Here is a 17,168-nt window from a genome sequence, read left to right as displayed (position 1 = left end):
CGGCGGTCAGCGGGTGCCCTTCGCCGCGAACTCGGCGACGGCGTCCACGTTCTCCGGGGTGATGAACGCGGGCCCGGTGAGGACGGGCGCGGAGCCGCCGCCGCTGAAGTTGCCGTTCGTCCGGTACAGCCACAGTCCGTCGACGGCGAGGTAGCCCTGGAGGTACGGCTGCTGGTCGACGGCGAACTCGACGTCGCCGTCCTTGACGGCCCGCACCAGGTCCTTGTTGAGGTCGAAGGTCGCCACCTTCGCCTTGCTCGCCGCGTCGGAGAGCGACTGCACGGCGGTCAGGGCGATCGGGGCGCCCAGGGTGACCACCCGGTCGATGGAGGAGTCCTGCTTGAGTTTGGCGGTGATCGTCGACTTCACGGAGGGCATGTCGGTGCCGTTGACGTAGAGGATGTCGGTGGTGCCCCCGAAACCCTTCTTGAGGCCGGCGCAGCGCGCCTCCAGGGCGACCTGGCCCTGCTCCTGGATGACGCACAGGGCGTGCTTGGCGCCCGCCTCGTCCAGGCGCGCGCCGAAGGCCTGGCCGGCGATGTTCTCGTCCTGGCCGAAGTACTCCAGCATCCCGAGCTCCTTCCAGTCGTCGAGGCCGGAGTTGAAACCGACGACCGGGATGCCCGCGGCGGTGGCCTTGGCGACGACGTCCTTCATGGCGTCGGGCTTGGCGGCGGTGAGCGCGATGCCGTCGACCTTCTGGTCGATGGCGTTCTGCACCAGGTTCGCCTGGTTGCCGGCGTTGGGGTCGGCGGAGTAGACGAGCTCGATGTTGTCCTTGGCGGCCGCGGCCTGGGCGCCCTTGCGGATGAGGTCCCAGAAGGTGTCGCCGGGGGCGGCGTGGGTGACCATGGCCACGGTCATGCGGGGGGTGTCGGCCTTGCCCGCGGCCGCGGAGTCCCCGCCCTCCGTGGACTTCTTGCCGCCGGAGCCGCTGGAGCAGCCGGCGGCGAGCAGAGCGCCGGCCAGGACGGTGGCGGTCAGAGCGGCGACTCGATGGTGTCTGTGCATGTCCCTCGCACCTCGCTGTGCTGGTCAGGGTGGGTGTGCGGACCTGGGGTCCGATCACTAGCGCGCTCGACTAGTGCGCTCTAGTGGCATGACTATGGAGCCGCCACCCAGGGATGTCAACGGGTATGTCAGGACGTCTCAACAAATGAGGAGCGGTGGTACGTGGTCACCCGACCGGAGCGGGCACAGGATGTCGGGTGGGGCGGGGTGGCCGCTTCCTAGCGTGGTGGTCGAAAGGAAGGAGGCCGGGGTGCTGGAGCGGCTCAACCAGACCATGGAGCACATCGAGCGCCATCTCGATCAGACGATCGAGGTGGCGGACCTGGCACGGATCGCGGTGACGTCGGAGTACCACCTGCGGCGGCTCTTCTCCGCGCTCGCGGGCATGCCGCTGTCGGAGTACATCCGACGGCGGCGACTGACCGTGGCCGGTGCCGAGGTGCTGGCCGACGAGCGGACGCTGCTGGAGATCGCGGTGCGCTACGGCTACGGCTCCGGAGAGGCGTTCGCACGGGCGTTCCGCGCCCTGCACGGCGTCGGCCCCGGGGAGGCCCGGCGGACCGGCGCGAGTCTGCGCTCGCAGCCCCGGATGTCCTTCCGCCTCGTCGTCGAAGGGAGCAGCAGCATGCGCTATCGGGTCATGGAGAAGGAGGAGTTCAGGGTGGTCGGGAGGAAGGCCCGGGTCCCCCTCGTGCACGAGGGGATGAACCCGGCGATCGCCGACTTCATCCGGGGCCTCGGAAAGGAGACGCTCGACCGGATCGAGAGCCTGTCCGACCAGGAACCGAGGGGGATCGTCTCGATCAGTGACAATCTCGACGACAGTCGGGCCGAGGGCACCGAACTCGACTACTTCCACGGGGCGGTGACGCGAGCCGCCGCCCCCGAGGACATGGACGAGCTGATCGTCCCGGCCGGGACCTGGGCCGTGTTCGAGAACTCCGGGCCCTTTCCGCAGGCGCTGCAGCATCTGTGGCGGGACGTGTTCACGCAGTGGTTCCCGTCCAACCCGTACCGGAGCCGTCCGGGTCCCGAGATCCTGCGGACCAGGCTCTCGCCCGACGCGGCGCAGGCCGACGCGGAGCTGTGGATTCCCGTGGAGCGGGCCTCGCTCTGAGCGCCGGCGCGCGGCCACTTCACGTCGTCGCGCGCCTGCCCCCGCCCCTCGTCCGCCGGTAGCGTGGAACGACGTCGACCTGAGGTGGGGGCATGAGGGCGATCGTCGTGGGGGCGGGTATCGGCGGACTCGCGGCCACCCTGGGCCTGGGGCGCGCCGGATGCGAGGTGACCCTCGTCGAACAGGCGCCCCGGTTCACCGAGATCGGCGCGGGCATCCAGCTCGCGCCCAACGCCACCCGTGTCCTGCGCCGGCTCGGCCTGCTCGACGCGGTCGACGCACGGTCGACCCGGCCGTCCCGGCTGAGCTTTCGCACCTGGTCCGACGGCGCCGAGATCTGCCACTACGCGCTGGGGCGCGAGGCCGAGGAGGCGTTCGGGGCGCCGTACCTCCAGGTCCACCGGGCCGATCTGCACCGGGCGCTGGCCGCCGCGGTGCCGCCCGACTCGGTGCGGCTCGGCACCACGGTGGTGGGCGTCGGACAGGACGCCGGATCGGCCTGGGCGACGACGGCCGGCGGGGAACGGCTGGCGGCGGACCTCGTCGTCGCCGCCGACGGTATACGGTCCTCGGTCCGCCGATGGCTCTTCGGCGCCGACGAGGCCCTGTTCTCGGGGACCGCCGCCTACCGGGCCCTGTTGCCCGCCGAGAGGGTGGCGGACCTGGACCTGCCGGAGTACGCGCTCTGGCTCGGGCCGGGGCGGCACTTCGTGCACTACTGGGTGCGCCGTGGGGAACTGCTCAACGTCGTGGGCGTCGTCGGCACCGACGCCGCGCGCGAGTCCTGGACCGCCCACGCCGAGCCCGGGGAACAGCTCCGCGCCTTCGACGGGTGGGACCCCCGGGTGCGCGACCTCCTCGGCCGGACCGGGACGGTGCTCCGCTACGGCATCCACACCCGCGCCCCGCTCGCCCGCTGGAACACCGGCCGCATCACCCTGCTCGGCGACAGCGCCCACGCGATGGTGCCCTTCCAGGCCCAGGGCGCGGCCCAGGCACTGGTCGACGCGGCCGTGCTCGGCGACTGTCTCGCGCACGCGACACCCGCCGGCGTACCCGACGCGCTCGACCGGTACGTACGCCGTCGGCTGGCCGCCGCCACGCGGGTGCAGGCCGCTTCGGCGCGGGCGGGCGAGGACTACCACCTGCCGGACGGACCGGAGGCCGACGCCCGCAACGCGCGGCTGGCCGCGCGGACGGCGGAGAACCGGTTCGGCCCCCACGCGGGCGCGTGGGGAGCCGACGCCCTGTGACGTGCGGGCGTCGTGGTCCGGCACGGAGTGTCTCTTTCGGACGAACATCCAATCTTTGAGCGAGGGGACTTCACGGGGTTCTGTGGAGTCTCCCCTTGATCCATAGTTACGGGCGTGTTTCGGAAGTCTCCTTCCGAATAGCGGAAGAAGCTCGGAGGATGCCCGTGTCGCTGTCCGTCCCGTCACCGTCGCTGCCCCGGCGCGCAGCCCGCCTGCTGCGCACCTCGCTGTTCCTCCAGGTCGGCCTCGCCCTCGTCCTCGGGCTTCTCGTGGGACGGCTCTGGCCCGATGTGGGCACGGCCGTCCAGCCGCTGGGCGACGGCTTCGTGCGGCTCATCAAGGCGGTGATCGCGCCGCTGGTGTTCTGCGTCGTCGTCACCGGTATCGCCAAGGCGGGGAACCTGCGGGCCTTCGGCCGGATCGGCCTCAAGGCCCTGATCTGGTTCGAGGTGGCGACCACGTTCGCCCTGCTCATCGGCCTGTTCGCGGGCAACCTCTTCGCACCGGGCGCCGGGATGAACGTCGACCCGGCCACGCTCGACGCCGCCGCGGTCGACTCGAAGACGGGCGGTGGCTCCCTGCCCTCGACCAGCGAGTTCCTGCTGCACGCGCTGCCCGAGAGCGCGGTGGGCGCCTTCGCCGAGAACTCGCTGCTCCAGGTCCTGGTCCTGGCCTGCCTGGTGGGCGCCGCCCTGCTCCACCTCGGCCACACCAAGGTGCCCAAGATCCTCCCCGCCGTCGAGCAGGCGCAGGAGGTCGTCTTCGCGATCGTCGGCTTCATCATGAAGCTCGCCCCGCTCGCCGTCTTCGGCGCCACCGCCCACCTCGTCGGCCAGTACGGGCTGGGCGTGATGTCGACGTACGGCAAGCTGATCGCCGTCTGCTACACGGTCGCCGCCCTGTTCCTGGTGCTGCTCGCGATCGTCCTCAAGGCGGTCACCGGACTGAGCCTGTGGCAGTTCGTCCGCTACACCCGCGAGGAGATGCTGCTCGCGCTCGGCACCGCCTCCAGCGAGACCGTCATGCCCCGGATGATGCAGAAGCTGCGCCACGCCGGCTGCCGCGACGACGCCGTGGGACTCGTGGTGCCCACCGGGTACTCCTTCAACCTCGACGGCGCGTCCATCTACCTCTCCATCGCCACGCTCTTCATCGCCCAGGCCGTCGGCGTCGACCTCACCCTCGGCCAGCAGGTCACCGTCGTCCTGATGCTCATGCTCACCAGCAAGGGCATGGCGGGCGTACCCGGTTCGGCCTTCCTCGCCCTCTCGGCGACCGCCTCCGCGCTCGGGGTCATCCCGGCCGGCGCCGTCGCCCTCCTCCTCGGCGTCGACCGCATCATGGACTCCATGCGCGTCGCCACCAACCTGCTCGGCAACTGTGTCGCGGCCTTCGGAGTCTCCCGCTGGGAGGGCGCGCTGGACACGGCCCGGGCGAAGAAGGTGCTGGGGGGAGAGGTGCCCTTCGTAGAGGAGGCGGACGAGGCGGAGAGCGGAGCAACGCGTCTCACGCAGGCCGGAGTTGGCGCCGGTGTCGTGGCCGAGGCCGGGGACAGGGCTGGCGCCGAAGGCGGGACCGACGCTGTGGGTGAGTCCGGGGCGGGGGCAGGGGCTGTGGCCGCCACTCCGCGCGAGGCTGTCGTCGGTCCCCGTGAACCCGTCGAGGCGCAGGACGGGCCGGGCCAGGACAAGGACCGCCCGGTGCGGACGACTTGAGCCGCGAGCCGGGCCCACCCCTGCTGCCGGCATGAGGCAGGCCCTCGTCCGTCCACCGATGCAGTAGGGGTCAGCGAGCGGGTCGCGCGACAGGGACCGAATCACCGCGCCGCACACGGCCGCCCCGGCCCCGCACACGGCGGTCAGCAGGGTGTGCTGCGGCCGAAAATTCCACACGATGCCGTCCCGGCCGGGCTTCAACTCCGTGTGCCCCACCCAAGATGAGCGAGGGCTCCTGCGTGAAGCTCGGTCGTTCGGTCTTCCCCGGCACCCCTCGGTGCCGGGGAACGCCAGCAGGTCTTCGGACTCGGGGTCGTCGGTAAGCGGATCGCAGGCCGCCGGACCGCCGAGGCCCCGACGGCTCGTCAGGTCGCGGGCTTCCAGCCCGGGAGGGTCGGCAGGACCTTCTCGGCGATACGGAACAGGGCCTCGTCGTCCGGTACCTGGGAGTCCTGGCGGTAGATGACGAGTTCGAAGGTGCTGCCGCTGTCCTTCGGGTCGGTCGCGACCAGCAGTTGCCGGGCGACGCCGCCGGGGCCGGACTGCGGGTCGCTGCCGTCGAGGCGGAACGAGATGGCGATGGTCCGGCCCGAGTACAGGGCCGCCGAGTGCCCGAGGACCTTCCTGGTCTCGACGCCGGATCCCAGGTAGCCGACCGCGTCGGCGACCGGGAGGTCCTCGTACGACGCCGAGAGTTCCACGGTGTACGTGTCGAGTTCGACGGTCGCCTCGGGAGTGACGGTCTTGGTGCCGTCGAACCAGGTCGACTCGCTCTCGCTGCCCGACGCGGTGACCGCCTGCTCGGTGGGAGTCCCGAGGAGTTCCGGTAGGTCGGAGCGGTTCAGGGCGGTGCACAGCTGTGCTCCGGAGACCTTGCCCCGTGCCGCCGGAGAGGGGTCGTCCGACGACGACGAGCACACGGCCGGCCCCACGGTCTCGGGGGTCGTGTCGAGGAGGTCGCCGAGCAACCACAACCCGCCCAGCAGCACACCGACGGTCGCCACCGCCGAGACCACCTGGGCGCCCGTACTCATCTCCTTCGTCGAGCCGCCTCGCGGTCCGGCTCCATGACCCGATTCCGGATCGGCCGGCGAGTCTCCCGTCGCGTCCGTTGTCGAACCCACTGTCGAACTCGTTTCCGAACCCGTTGTCGAACCCGCTCTGGAATCGGCGAAATCGTCGATCATGTCCCCCGTGCCCCCACCTTGATGTGCACACGCCTGACGCGCGCCGGGGGAGCCTAACCGGTGATCGTCACGAGGGGAAACGGAATTGCGCGCAGGCGTGAAGCAGTGCTTCGCCGGGGAGACCGAGACCCGGTGCGCCCGCCGCCCCGGGCGCCGCCGCGGCCCCACGAAGGGAAGGAACCCCATGACCGAGCAGGACTCCCTCGGCGTCGCCGTCGTCGGCACCGGCCGGATGGGCGCCGATCACGTGCGCCGGATCTCCGAGGTGATCAGCGGCGCCCACGTGACCGCCGTCGTCGACCTCGACTCCGACCGGGCCCGGGCGATCGCCGCCGGCATCGAGGGGTGCGCGGCGTACGGCGACCCCGCCGAGGCGCTGGCCGCACCGGGCGTCGACGCCGTCCTCGTGGCCTCACCGGGCCCCGCGCACGAGGCGGCCCTGCTCGCCGCGTTCGCCCACGACCTGCCCGTCCTGTGCGAGAAGCCCCTCACCCCGGACACCGCGTCCGCGCTCCGGCTGCTGGAGGCGGAGCAGCGGCTGGGCCGCCGCCGGGTCCAGGTGGGCTTCATGCGCCGCTACGACCGTGAGTACGTCAAACTCAAGGCCCTGCTGGACAGCGGCGACCTGGGCCGGCCCCTGCTGCTGCACCACCGGCACCGCAACGCGGAGGCCCCGCCCGGTTTCACCGACGCCATGGCCGTCAACGACTCGGTGGCCCACGAGATGGACGTCACCCGCTGGCTGCTCGGACAGGAGATCACCGCCGTCACCGTGCTGCGGCCCCGGCCGTCCGCGCACGCCCCCGAGGGCCTGAGCGACCCGCAGTTCGTCGTCTTCGAGACCGACGGCGGCGCGGTGGTCGACGTCGAGATCTTCCTCAGCGCCCGCTACGGCTACCAGGTGCAGGCCGAGGCCGTCTGCGAGGACGGCACGGCCCGCATCGGCGACGGACACGACATGCTCGTCAACGCGGCGGGCCGCTGGGGCGGCACGGTCACGCCGAGCTACCTCGAGCGGTTCGAGGACGCCTACGACCGGCAGGTCCAGGCCTGGGTGGACGCCACCCGGCGCGGCGAGGTCACCGGGCCCAGCACCTGGGACGGGTACGCCGTCGCCGCGATCTCCGAGGCGGGCGTCCGCGCCCAGACCGGCGGCGTCCGCACGGAGGTGGAACTCGTCGAACGCCCCGCCCTCTACCGCTGACCTTCGGCACCCACCGGGGGCATCGTCGACACCCACCTTCACCGCCGGAGGTGATGCTCGCCCCGCCGGCCTGGTTCCGGATCACCAACGTCACCAACGGCCTCGCCCTGGACAGCGGGGGAGACGTGCCCGCCGGCGCCGACCTGAAGCAGGGGACCTGGGACGGCTCCACCGGCCTGCAGTGGCACGCCGTGTCCGTCGGCGACGGCCACTACAGGCTGGAGAACCGGGCCAACGGCATGGTCGCCGACGACCGTGGCATCACCGGCGACGGCGCTCCCGTGCAGCAGGCGGCCTGGCACGGCGGCACCGACCAGCAGTGGCTGATCATCCACCGGGGCGTCCGCCGCCACTGCCTCGCCAACCGCACCACGGCACTCGTCCTCGACGGCGGCGGGAACGTCCCCTCCGGCTCGGTCGCCGAACAGTGGGCCTGGGGCACCAGCACCAACCTGCTGTGGACCTTCACCGAGGTCCGACGCCGGCTCTCACGCCCGGCCGGTCAGATCCAGCAGCACCTTGGAGGCGACCGTGCGGTCCCGCGCGGTCTCGAAGGCGACGACGGACCGCTCCAACGGGAAGGTGTGCGTGACGACCGGATCGACGGGGAGGCCCTGGGCCAGCAGGGACAGGGCCTCGTCGAACTCGGTGTCGAAGCGGAAGGAACCCCGCAGCTCCAGCTCACGGGTGACCGCCACATTGCCGAGCAGCCCGATCTCCCCGGGCGGCAGCAGCCCGAGCATGACCACGGTGCCGCCCCGCCGCACCCGTTCCACGCAGCCGCGCAGCCCGGCGGGCGCCCCCGACGCCTCCACGGCGACGTCGAAGACGCCGGCCCAGTTCGGGTCGCCGGACCGGTCCGCCCGCGCGGTGGCGGTCGCGCCCACCTCGGTCGCGATCCGCAGTGGCTCCTCGTGCAGATCGCTGACGACGACCTCGGCGGCGCCCGCGTGCCGCAGCGCCGCCACGACCAGACAGCCGATCGGACCGGCCCCCGTCACCAGGACCCGCCTGCCCCGCACCTCGCCCGCCCGGCGCACGGCGTGCAGCGCAACCGCCAGCGGCTCGGCGAGCACGGCACGGCGCAGGTCGAGCCCGGGCGGCAGCTCCCGGACCTGGCCGGCCGGCACGGCGAGACGCTGCGCGAAACCGCCCTGCACATGCGGGGTGTGGGCCGCGCTGCCCAGATAGCGGGTGTGGGCGCAGACATTACGGGCGCCCCGCGCGCACTCGGGGCAGACCCCGCAGGGCGTGGCCGGATGGATCGCGACCGGCGCGCCGACCGCCGGGGTGTCCGGCCCCCCGACCCCGGGACCGAGCGCGGCGACATGGCCGACCACCTCGTGCCCGAGCACCATCGGCTCGCTCACCGCGAAGTCGCCCACCCGGCCCCGGTGGTAGTAGTGCAGATCGGATCCGCAGATCCCGCCCAGCGCGACGGCGACCGCGATCTCGCCCGGCGCCGGACCGTCGTAGGGACGCTCCTCGACCCGGAGGTCACCGGCTCCGTGGACAACACACGCGTGCATGGGGGCTCCTTGGGGGATCGGCCGGGTCACAGCACGGACAGCATGCCGCCGTCGACGTACAGCAGTTGGCCGTTGACGAAGTCGGAGGCGGGGGAGGAGAGGAACAGCAGGGCACCGACCAGGTCCTCGACCTTGCCCCAGCGGCCGGCGGGCGTCCGCCCGCGCACCCAGGAGCTGAACTCCTCGTCGGCGACCAGCGCGGAGGTCAGCTCGGTGTCGAAGTAGCCGGGGCCGATGCCGTTGACCTGGATGCCGTGCGGCCCGAGGTCGGCGCACATGCCCTTGGTCAGCATCTTCAGGCCGCCCTTGGTCGCCGCGTAGGGCGCGATGCCGGGGCGTACCGCCTCGCTCTGCAGCGAGCAGATGTTGACGATCTTGCCGTGGCCCCGCGGGACCATCCGGCGGGCCACCTCGCGGCCCACGAGAAAGGCGCTGGTGAGGTTGGTGTCGAGCAGGGCGTGCCAGTCCTCGTCGGTGAAGTCCAGGAAGGGGGCGCGGCGTTGGGCGCCGGTGTTGTTGACCAGGATGTCGAGGGGGCCGGCCAGGTCCTCGATCCGGGCGACGGCGGCGGCGACCGAGGCGGGGTCGGTGACGTCGAAGGCCTCCGCGCGGACCGCGTCGCCGAACCTGCCGGCCAGCTCCTCGCGGGTGGTCTCCAGGGCGGCGGCGTCCCGGCCGTTGAGGACGACCGTGCACCCGGCCTCCAGGAGGCCCACGGCCAGCGCGCGGCCGATGCCGCGGCTCGACCCGGTGACCAGGGCGACCTTTCCGGTGACGTCGAAGAGGGGGTGGCTCGTCATGCGGGTGGTCTCCCTGTTTTCCCACTGAATGGAAAAGTTATCTGCTCAACGGAAAAACATCGTGGTCCTGGGGGACGGCCGCTGTCAACCATGGAAACCATGGAAGGCTTTTCCACTCAGTGGTAATTTGCCGCTGTGAGCGGCAGCGAGGTACCGGCGGACGTGGTCGGACGAGCGATCCGGTTGCTCGTCCTGGTGGGCGAGCACCCGCACGGCATCACCCTGTCCGGACTGGCCCGCGCCAGCGGCGTCCCCGTCAGCACGGCCCACCGGCTGGTCAACTCCCTCTGCCGCGAGGGCCTGGTGGAGTTCGAGGCCGACGGCAAGCGCTACAAACCGGGTCTGCGGCTCTTCCAGCTCGGTCAGCAGGCCGGTCAGGTGTACGGCTTCGCCGGCACCGCCCTGCCCGTGATGCAGCGCGTGACACGGCAGACCGAGGAAGCCACCCTGATGTCCGTCCTCGACGGCACCCGGCACCTGTACGTGCACTACGTGGACGGCCCCCTCCCGGTCGGCGTCCGCAGCGACCCCGGCCGCCACGGCCCGCTGCACTGCACCTCGATGGGCAAGGTCCTGATGGCCTTCGCCCCCGCCGACGTACGCGACGACCTCCTCGACCGCGTCGAACTCACCCCGCACGGGCCGAACAGCGTCACCGACCGCGACGTCCTGCGCGCCCACGTCGCCCGCGCCGCCGAGCTCGGCCACGCCACCGCCGACGAGGAGCACCACGCAGGTCTGCGCGCTGTGGCGGTGCCGATCCTGCGCCCCGACGGCACCGTCTTCGCCGCCCTCTCCACCGCCGCGCCCGCCTTCCGCCGCAGCATGGACGACCTGGTCGCCATGGTGCCGCTGCTGCGGTCGGCGGCGGCCGAGCTGGGCGTCCGGCTGCCGGCCCGTTGACCCGGGCCCCTGTCTGCGGTGAACTGCCCGGCGTCGGGGGCGAGTTCACGGCTGAGGGGGCTGACGGACATGGGAGACCCGGACCGGGGGCGCACCGGACCGCTCGACGGGAAGACCGCACTGGTCACCGGGGCCGGCACCGGCATCGGTCGGGCGACGGCCCTGATGCTCGCCGAGGAGGGCGCCACCGTGGTCCTCGTCGGACGACGGCCCCACGTCCTCGCCGAGGTGGCCGCCGTCGTCGCGGACGCCGGGGGCCGGGCGGTCGCCCGCCCGGCCCACGTCGAGGACGCCGACGAAGTGGGCGAGCTGATCCGCTGGACCCGGGACACGGCAGGCCCCGTCGACGTCCTCGTCAACAACGCGGGGGCGGCCGGCCGGGTCGGCGACGTCCGGCGGCTCGGCGAGGACGAGTGGCACGCCGTGGTCGACGTCAACCTCACCGCCGTCTATCTGCTCACCAGGGCCGTCCTCCCGGACATGCTGGAGCGCGGGGGAGGCTCGATCATCACGATCTCCTCGCTCGCCGCCGTACGGCCCACGCCCCTCGGCGGAGCCCCGTACGGCGCGGCGAAGGCGGGCGTGCGCAACTTCATGGCCTATCTGCGCAACACCTACCGCGACGACCTCGTCCGGGCCACCTGCGTCCTCCCGGGCGAGGTCGACACCCCGGTCCTGGACAGCCGACCGGAACCGCCGAGTGCGGAGCGACGGGCCGCCATGGTGCGACCGGAGGACGTGGCCCGCGCCGTCCTGCTGTGCGCCACGCTCCCCGCGCGCACGGTCGTCGAGGAACTCGTCATCGCCCCCACGCGGTCGGCGCGGACGGAGGTCCGACCGGGGTCAGAGCCGCCGCGGCCGTCTTGAACAGCGGCTGTTTCGAGGCGGGGTCCCAGGCGGTGAGGGTGGTCTCGTTCGCCGCCCGGGGCGGTGACTTCTCGTCCGGGCCGATCCCGGAAGGCGTGTCCCAGTAGCCGTAGTGGAACGGCACGAACAGCACCCCGGGACGCACGCCCGTCCGCCGGAGCCGCCCCCGCAAGGCACCCCGGCGCGTGCGCACCTCGACCAACTCGCCCTCGCCGAGCCCGAGTCGTTCCGCGTCGCCGGCCGAGACCTCCACCCACACCTCCGGCTCCTTCGCATTGAGCTGGGGTGTCCGGCCCGTCTTGGTCCGGGTGTGGAAGTGGTAGAGCGTCCGCCCGGTGGTGAGCTGGAACGGGTACTCCGCGTCCGGCTCCTCCTGCGGTGCGACGTACGCGGCGGCCTTGATCATGGCCTTGCCGTCGGGGTTGAGCGAGCGGTACGCGGCCGCGTCCGCGGGCTCCCCCGTCACCAGGTCCTTGCCGTAGTCCTCGCACAGGTCGGGGTGCGCCCAGTCGAAGCCGTCGGCGTAGAGCCGCCGGGTGGCGTCCGGGTCCCGGTCGTCGTAGGGCCACTGGACACCGCTGTGGCCGCGCAGCCGCTCGTACGACAGTCCGGTGTAGTCGCAGGGGCGGCCTGCGCCGCACCGCTGCCACGCCTCGAACGCCGACTCGGGGTCGTGCCAGGTGACCAGCGGTCCGCCGTCCTTGTCCCGGAAGTCCATCCGGGCCGCGTAGTCGAGGAGGATGTCCAGGTCCGACCGTGCCTTACCGGGCGGCTCCACGGCCTGCTCCGACAGGTGCACCGTACGGTCGGCGTTGGTGAACGTACCGGTCTTCTCGCCCCAGGTCGCGGCGGGCAGCACCACGTCGGCCAGCCGGGCCGTCTCGGTGAGGAACAGGTCCTGTACGACGACGAAGAGCCCTTCGCGCGACAGGATCGCGCGGATCCGGTCCAGCTCGGGCAGGGAGACGGCCGGGTTGGTGCCACTGATCCAGAGCATCCGGATGGAGCCCTCCTCGGCCAGCCGGAACATCTCCATGGCGTGGGTGGGCGGGCCGTCGTGCGGGATGGTGTCCGGCTCGACGTTCCAGACCCTGGCGAGGTCGACGACATGGGACTCGTTCTGCCAGTTGCGGAAGCCCGGCAGATCGCCGTCGGCCCCGCACTCCCGGGTGTTCTGGGCGGTGGGCTGCCCGTTCATCTGCAGCACCCCGGCACCGGGCCGGCCCAGCATCCCCCGGACCAGGTGCAGGTTGTTGATCTGCACGGCGGCGGCCGTGGCCTGGTGTGACTGGTACACGCCCTGCAGCACGGTCGACAGCAGCCGGTCCGCGGTGCCGAGCACCTCGGCGGCCTCGGTGATCCGCGCGGCCGGGACGTCGCAGACGCCGGCCGCCCACTCGGGCGTACAGGCGCCGACCTGACGGGCCAGCTCCTCGTAGCCGACCGTGCGGGCCTCGACGAAGTCGTGGTCGACGTGCCCGCGCCGGATGATCTCGTGCAGTAGGGCGTTCAGCAGCGCCACATTGGTGCCGAGGCGTGGCGCCAGATGGACGGTCGCCCGGCGGGCCGGCTCGGTGAGTCGGGGGTCGACGCACACCAGCCGGGGCGGGTCGGAGCCCGCCAGCCGGTCCAGGATCCGCATCCACTGCACGGGCTGGGTCTCGGCGATGTTGTGGCCGAACAGCGCGATCGTGTCGGCGTGGTCGATGTCGTCGTAGGTGCCCGGCTGTCCGTCGCAGCCGAAGGACTCCTTGAGCGCCTCGGCCGCCGTGGACGTGCACAGCCGGGTGTTCCCGTCGAGGTGGTTGGTGCCCACGCCGGCCCGGACGAGCACCGCCAGCGTGTAGTACTCCTCCAGGAACAGCTGGCCGCTGGTGTAGAAGCCGAGGGAGTCGGGGCCGTGCGCGTCGAGGAGTTCCCGTGAACGGCTCACCACCCGGTCCATCGCCGTCGCCCAGTCGGTCTCGACGAGTTCCCCGCCCGGGCCGCCCTGCCGGACCAGAGGCCTGGTCAGCCGGTCCGGAGAGGCGTTCGCCTGCCAGCCGAAGAGGTCCTTGGGCTCCAGACGGCCACGGTTGACCCGGTCCACGGCCCTGCCCCGCACCCCGGCGATACGGCCGTCGACGACCGCGATGTCCATGGCGTCGCCGTCGGAGTGCAGCAGCGACGCGGTCTGCACCCATCGCCGCACCGCTCGGGCCGTACGCCGTCCGCGAGGCACATGTCCACCCGCGTCGGCCAGGACTCGCCGGAGCCGTACGGTGTCCGGTCGCCCCAGGGTCGTTCGATCCGGTCGTCCGACGTCACCATGGGGCCTCCCAGCGACCGCCGTGCCGACGCGGAACCATGCGCTCCGCGGGCGGGGCGGGTACCCGGGCGCGGCGCCGGCTAACGGATGCGGCGCACGCGAAAAGCGACCGGGCCGGCCCCGTGAGGAGCCGGCCCGGCCGCGTGATCGGGTCGTCGGACCGTGTTGATCAACCAGGCCGGTCAGACCAGGCCGGTCAGACCAGGCCGGTCAGACCAGGTCGAACCGGTCCAGGTCGGAGACCTTGGCCCAGGCCGCGACGAAGTCCTTCACGAACTTCTCCTTGGCGTCGTCGCTCGCGTAGACCTCGGCGAGGGCGCGCAGCTCGGAGTTGGAGCCGAAGACGAGGTCGGCACGGGTGCCGGTCCACTTGACCTCGCCGGTGTCCGCGTCACGGCCCTCGAAGAGGGTCTGGTCGGCGGAGGTGGACTTCCACGTCGTGCCCAGGTCGAGCAGGTTGACGAAGAAGTCGTTGGTGAGGACGCCCGGGGTGTCGGTGAAGACGCCGTGCGAGGACTGGGCGTGGTTGGCGCCCAGGACGCGCAGACCACCGACGAGGGCCGTCAGCTCGGGGGCGCTCAGCGAGAGCAGGTTCGCCCGGTCGATCAGCAGGTACTCGGCGGGCAGGCGGTTGCCCTTGCCCTGGTAGTTGCGGAAGCCGTCGGCCGCCGGCTCCAGCGCGGCGAAGGACTCGGCGTCCGTGTGCTCCTCGGTCGCGTCCACGCGGCCCGGGGTGAAGGGCACCTCGACCGCGTACCCGGCGTCCTTGGCGGCCTTCTCGACCGCGGCGGCACCGCCGAGGACGATCAGGTCGGCCAGGGAGACCTTCTTGGCGCCGGAGTTGAACTCAGCCTGGACGCCCTCCAGGACGCTCAGGACGTGACGCAGGTCGTCCGGGTTGTTGACCTCCCAGCCGCGCTGGGGCTCCAGGCGGATCCGGGCTCCGTTGGCGCCGCCGCGCTTGTCGCTGGAGCGGAAGGTGGAGGCCGACGCCCACGCGGTGGACACCAGCTGCGAAACGGTGAGACCCGAGGCGAGCAGCTTGCTCTTGAGCGCCGCGATGTCGGCCGCGTCGATGACCTCGCCCTCGGCCTGCGGCAGCGGGTCCTGCCAGATCAGGGTCTCCGCCGGGACCTCCGGGCCGAGGTACAGCGACTTCGGGCCCATGTCACGGTGGGTCAGCTTGAACCAGGCGCGGGCGAAGGCGTCCGCGAACTGGTCGGGGTTCTCGTGGAAGCGCTTGGAGATCTCGCCGTAGATCGGGTCGAAGCGCAGCGAGAGGTCGGTGGTGAGCATCGTGGGCAGCTTCTTGGCGTCGCTGTGGGCGTCGGGGATGATCGCCTGCGCGTCCTTGGCCACCCACTGGTTGGCGCCGGCGGGGCTCTGGGTGAGCTCCCACTCGTAGCCGAAGAGGATGTCGAAGAAGTCGTTGCTCCACTGGGTCGGCTTGGTGGTCCAGGTGACCTCCAGGCCGGAGGTGATGGCGTCGCCACCCTTGCCGGTGCCGTAGGTGGACTTCCAGCCGAGGCCCTGCTGCTCCATGGTGGCGGCCTCGGGGTCGTCGCCCACGTTGTCCGCGGGGCCGGCGCCGTGGGTCTTGCCGAAGGTGTGGCCACCGGCGATGAGGGCGACGGTCTCCTCGTCGTTCATCGCCATGCGGCGGAAGGTCTCACGGATGTCGCGGGCCGCGGCGAGCGGGTCCGGGTTGCCGTTCGGGCCCTCCGGGTTGACGTAGATCAGGCCCATCTGGACGGCGCCGAGCGGGTTCTCCAGCTCGCGGTCGCCGGTGTAGCGCTGGTCGTCCAGCCAGGTGGTCTCGGGACCCCAGTAGACGTCCTCGTCGGCCTCCCAGACGTCGGCGCGGCCGCCGGCGAAGCCGAAGGTCTCGAAGCCCATCTGCTCCAGGGCGACGTTGCCGGTGAGGATCATGAGGTCGGCCCAGGAGATGGACTGGCCGTACTTCTTCTTCACCGGCCACAGCAGACGGCGGGCCTTGTCCAGGTTGCCGTTGTCCGGCCAGCTGTTCAGCGGCGCGAAGCGCTGCTGGCCGCGGCCGCCACCGCCGCGGCCGTCGTGGATGCGGTAGGTGCCGGCGCTGTGCCAGGCCATACGGACCATCAGCGGGCCGTAGTTGCCGAAGTCGGCGGGCCACCAGTCCTGCGAGGTGGTCAGCACCTCGGCGATGTCCTGTTTCACGGCCGCGAGGTCGAGGTTGCCGAACGCCTCGGCGTAGTCGAACGTCTCACCGAGCGGGTTGGCGACGACCGGGTCCTTGGCGAGGATCTTCAGGTTGAGCCGCTCCGGCCACCACTGACGGTTCCCGCCGCCCTGGGTCGGGTGCGCGGCGCGCCCGTGAGCGACCGGGCAGCCTCCCGTCTCCTCGGGCTTCGCGTCCGTGACGATCGCGTCGTGGTTCTCAGTCATGGGAGTCCTTCCGGAACTGGTGGATCACGGTGCTGAACTGCTGGCTTCGGAACAGGAGGGGCACAGGCCCCAGTAGATGACCTCGGCCTCGTCGATCGCGAAGCCGCGGTCGTCGGAGGCGGTCAGGCACGGGGCGTGCCCGACCGCGCAGTCGACGTCGACCACGGCACCGCACGAGCGGCACACGAGGTGGTGGTGGTTGTCCCCGACACGGCCCTCGTACAGGGCCGGGCTGCCGGGTGGTTCGAGGCGGCGTACGAGCCCCGCGCCGGCGAGCGCGTTCAGGGCCTCGTACACGGCCTGGAGCGAGATGTGGCCCACACGATCGCGCACGCCCGCGGCGATCGCTTCGACGCCGAGGTGGTCGCCGTCCCGGACGGTCTCCAGCAGCGCCACGCGCGCGGCCGTCACCCGCAGGCCGGCACCGCGCAGCTCCTCGGCGGTGTTCGGGGGCTGGGATGCGGTCATGGCGACCAACCTACTCTCATAAACACGAACAGTTCAAGAAAACGAACTGTGCAAGTTTTGTGCCGTGCGGCTGGGTGGCGCCATCGGCCCATCGGATCAGCCCAAGGTGAGCAGCAGGATCGCGATCACGGCTCCGACGAGCCCGGCCGTCTGCCGGAAGTTCACCCGTTCGTGGAGCAGCGTCAGTCCGAGGACCGTGGGGACGGCCGGATACAGGGACGCCAGGACGACCACCACGGAGACCATCTGCCGCTGGGCCGCCCAGAGGCAGAGGATCAACGCGAGCGCGGCCCCCGCCCCGATCGCGGCAGCCGATACCCACACCGCCGCCGGCTGCCGGAACCGCCCGGCCCGCCGCCACAACCCCGGTGCGAGCAGGAGC

Annotated in this window: 13 protein-coding genes and 2 pseudogenes; 7 read left to right on the top strand and 8 right to left on the bottom strand. The window is 72.0% G+C overall.

Annotation, left to right across the window (positions count from 1 at the left end; genetic code table 11):
* Positions 1–6: 6 nt before the first annotated feature.
* Positions 7–1,011 carry a substrate-binding domain-containing protein gene (locus P1P70_RS10640; protein ID WP_319236502.1) on the bottom strand — a complete coding sequence of 335 codons (1,005 nt, stop codon included), beginning with the start codon at positions 1,009–1,011 and terminating at the stop codon, positions 7–9.
* A 250-nt stretch (positions 1,012–1,261) separates the two neighbouring features.
* On the opposite strand from P1P70_RS10640, the gene P1P70_RS10635 reads away from it, so the two are divergent.
* The 3 genes from P1P70_RS10635 (at position 1,262) to P1P70_RS10625 (ending at position 5,096) form a co-directional block, all read left to right on the top strand.
* Positions 1,262–2,128, top strand: coding sequence for an AraC family transcriptional regulator (locus tag P1P70_RS10635; protein ID WP_319236514.1), 867 nt, complete (start codon positions 1,262–1,264; stop codon positions 2,126–2,128).
* A gap of 92 nt (positions 2,129–2,220) precedes the next feature.
* Positions 2,221–3,381, top strand: coding sequence for an FAD-dependent monooxygenase (locus P1P70_RS10630; RefSeq protein ID WP_319236501.1), 1,161 nt, complete (start codon positions 2,221–2,223; stop codon positions 3,379–3,381).
* A gap of 158 nt (positions 3,382–3,539) precedes the next feature.
* On the top strand, positions 3,540–5,096 hold the full coding sequence (locus P1P70_RS10625; RefSeq protein WP_319236500.1) for a cation:dicarboxylate symporter family transporter: 1,557 nt from the start codon (positions 3,540–3,542) through the stop codon (positions 5,094–5,096).
* A gap of 365 nt (positions 5,097–5,461) precedes the next feature.
* Here the strand turns inward: P1P70_RS10625 and P1P70_RS10615 are convergent, their stop codons facing one another.
* The gene (locus P1P70_RS10615) at positions 5,462–6,130 is read right to left on the bottom strand and encodes a DUF6215 domain-containing protein (protein ID WP_319236499.1); all 669 of its coding nucleotides are present in this window, start codon (positions 6,128–6,130) and stop codon (positions 5,462–5,464) included.
* A 337-nt stretch (positions 6,131–6,467) separates the two neighbouring features.
* Here P1P70_RS10615 and P1P70_RS10610 point away from each other — a divergent pair, with 337 nt between their 5' ends.
* Together P1P70_RS10610 and P1P70_RS10605 are read left to right on the top strand one after the other, a co-directional pair.
* Positions 6,468–7,487, top strand: coding sequence for a Gfo/Idh/MocA family oxidoreductase (locus P1P70_RS10610; RefSeq protein WP_319236498.1), 1,020 nt, complete (start codon positions 6,468–6,470; stop codon positions 7,485–7,487).
* 50 nt (positions 7,488–7,537) lie between these two features.
* Positions 7,538–7,957 (top strand): annotated as a pseudogene (locus P1P70_RS10605) (RICIN domain-containing protein); the annotation flags it as partial.
* Positions 7,958–7,975: 18 nt separating this feature from the next.
* Here P1P70_RS10605 and P1P70_RS10600 read toward each other — a convergent pair.
* Together P1P70_RS10600 and P1P70_RS10595 are read right to left on the bottom strand one after the other, a co-directional pair.
* The gene (locus P1P70_RS10600; RefSeq protein ID WP_319236497.1) at positions 7,976–9,016 is read right to left on the bottom strand and encodes an L-idonate 5-dehydrogenase; all 1,041 of its coding nucleotides are present in this window, start codon (positions 9,014–9,016) and stop codon (positions 7,976–7,978) included.
* A 26-nt stretch (positions 9,017–9,042) separates the two neighbouring features.
* Entirely contained in the window at positions 9,043–9,816 is a 774-nt protein-coding gene (locus tag P1P70_RS10595; protein ID WP_319236496.1) for an SDR family oxidoreductase, read from the bottom strand.
* 135 nt (positions 9,817–9,951) lie between these two features.
* On the opposite strand from P1P70_RS10595, the gene P1P70_RS10590 reads away from it, so the two are divergent.
* Together P1P70_RS10590 and P1P70_RS10585 are read left to right on the top strand one after the other, a co-directional pair.
* Complete coding sequence (locus P1P70_RS10590) at positions 9,952–10,719, top strand: IclR family transcriptional regulator (protein WP_319236495.1); 768 nt, start codon at positions 9,952–9,954, stop codon at positions 10,717–10,719.
* A 69-nt stretch (positions 10,720–10,788) separates the two neighbouring features.
* Positions 10,789–11,586: an SDR family oxidoreductase gene (locus P1P70_RS10585; RefSeq protein WP_319236494.1), complete on the top strand. Its 798-nt coding sequence runs from the start codon at positions 10,789–10,791 to the stop codon at positions 11,584–11,586.
* Here the strand turns inward: P1P70_RS10585 and P1P70_RS10580 are convergent.
* The 4 genes and pseudogenes from P1P70_RS10580 to P1P70_RS10565 all read right to left on the bottom strand — a co-directional run.
* Positions 11,519–13,896, bottom strand: a pseudogene (locus P1P70_RS10580) (molybdopterin oxidoreductase family protein). The gene P1P70_RS10585 and the pseudogene P1P70_RS10580 overlap by 68 nt on opposite strands.
* A 208-nt stretch (positions 13,897–14,104) precedes the next feature.
* Complete coding sequence (gene katG, locus P1P70_RS10575) at positions 14,105–16,318, bottom strand: catalase/peroxidase HPI (protein WP_319236493.1); 2,214 nt, start codon at positions 16,316–16,318, stop codon at positions 14,105–14,107.
* Between the two features lie 24 nt (positions 16,319–16,342).
* Complete coding sequence (locus P1P70_RS10570) at positions 16,343–16,786, bottom strand: Fur family transcriptional regulator (protein ID WP_319236492.1); 444 nt, start codon at positions 16,784–16,786, stop codon at positions 16,343–16,345.
* A gap of 96 nt (positions 16,787–16,882) precedes the next feature.
* A partial coding sequence (locus P1P70_RS10565) for an EamA family transporter (protein ID WP_319236491.1) occupies positions 16,883–17,168 on the bottom strand: 286 nt, incomplete at its 5' end.

Origin of the sequence: Streptomyces sp. MB09-02B, assembly GCF_033794485.1 — a bacterium.
Lineage (GTDB): Bacteria > Actinomycetota > Actinomycetes > Streptomycetales > Streptomycetaceae > Streptomyces.
The sequence above is the reverse complement of the archived record's forward strand: the minus strand, read 5'-3'. Positions and strand labels throughout refer to the sequence as shown.

What these genes read in the sequence shown, in the direction of transcription:
- P1P70_RS10640 (WP_319236502.1), bottom strand. Translation starts at nt 1,011, where the DNA reads ATGCACAGACACCATCGAGTCGCCGCTCTGACCGCCACCGTCCTGGCC.
- P1P70_RS10630 (WP_319236501.1), top strand. Translation starts at nt 2,221, where the DNA reads ATGAGGGCGATCGTCGTGGGGGCGGGTATCGGCGGACTCGCGGCCACC.
- P1P70_RS10625 (WP_319236500.1), top strand. Translation starts at nt 3,540, where the DNA reads ATGCCCGTGTCGCTGTCCGTCCCGTCACCGTCGCTGCCCCGGCGCGCA.
- P1P70_RS10615 (WP_319236499.1), bottom strand. Translation starts at nt 6,130, where the DNA reads ATGAGTACGGGCGCCCAGGTGGTCTCGGCGGTGGCGACCGTCGGTGTG.
- P1P70_RS10610 (WP_319236498.1), top strand. Translation starts at nt 6,468, where the DNA reads ATGACCGAGCAGGACTCCCTCGGCGTCGCCGTCGTCGGCACCGGCCGG.
- P1P70_RS10600 (WP_319236497.1), bottom strand. Translation starts at nt 9,016, where the DNA reads ATGCACGCGTGTGTTGTCCACGGAGCCGGTGACCTCCGGGTCGAGGAG.
- P1P70_RS10595 (WP_319236496.1), bottom strand. Translation starts at nt 9,816, where the DNA reads ATGACGAGCCACCCCCTCTTCGACGTCACCGGAAAGGTCGCCCTGGTC.
- P1P70_RS10585 (WP_319236494.1), top strand. Translation starts at nt 10,789, where the DNA reads ATGGGAGACCCGGACCGGGGGCGCACCGGACCGCTCGACGGGAAGACC.
- katG (WP_319236493.1), bottom strand. Translation starts at nt 16,318, where the DNA reads ATGACTGAGAACCACGACGCGATCGTCACGGACGCGAAGCCCGAGGAG.
- P1P70_RS10570 (WP_319236492.1), bottom strand. Translation starts at nt 16,786, where the DNA reads ATGACCGCATCCCAGCCCCCGAACACCGCCGAGGAGCTGCGCGGTGCC.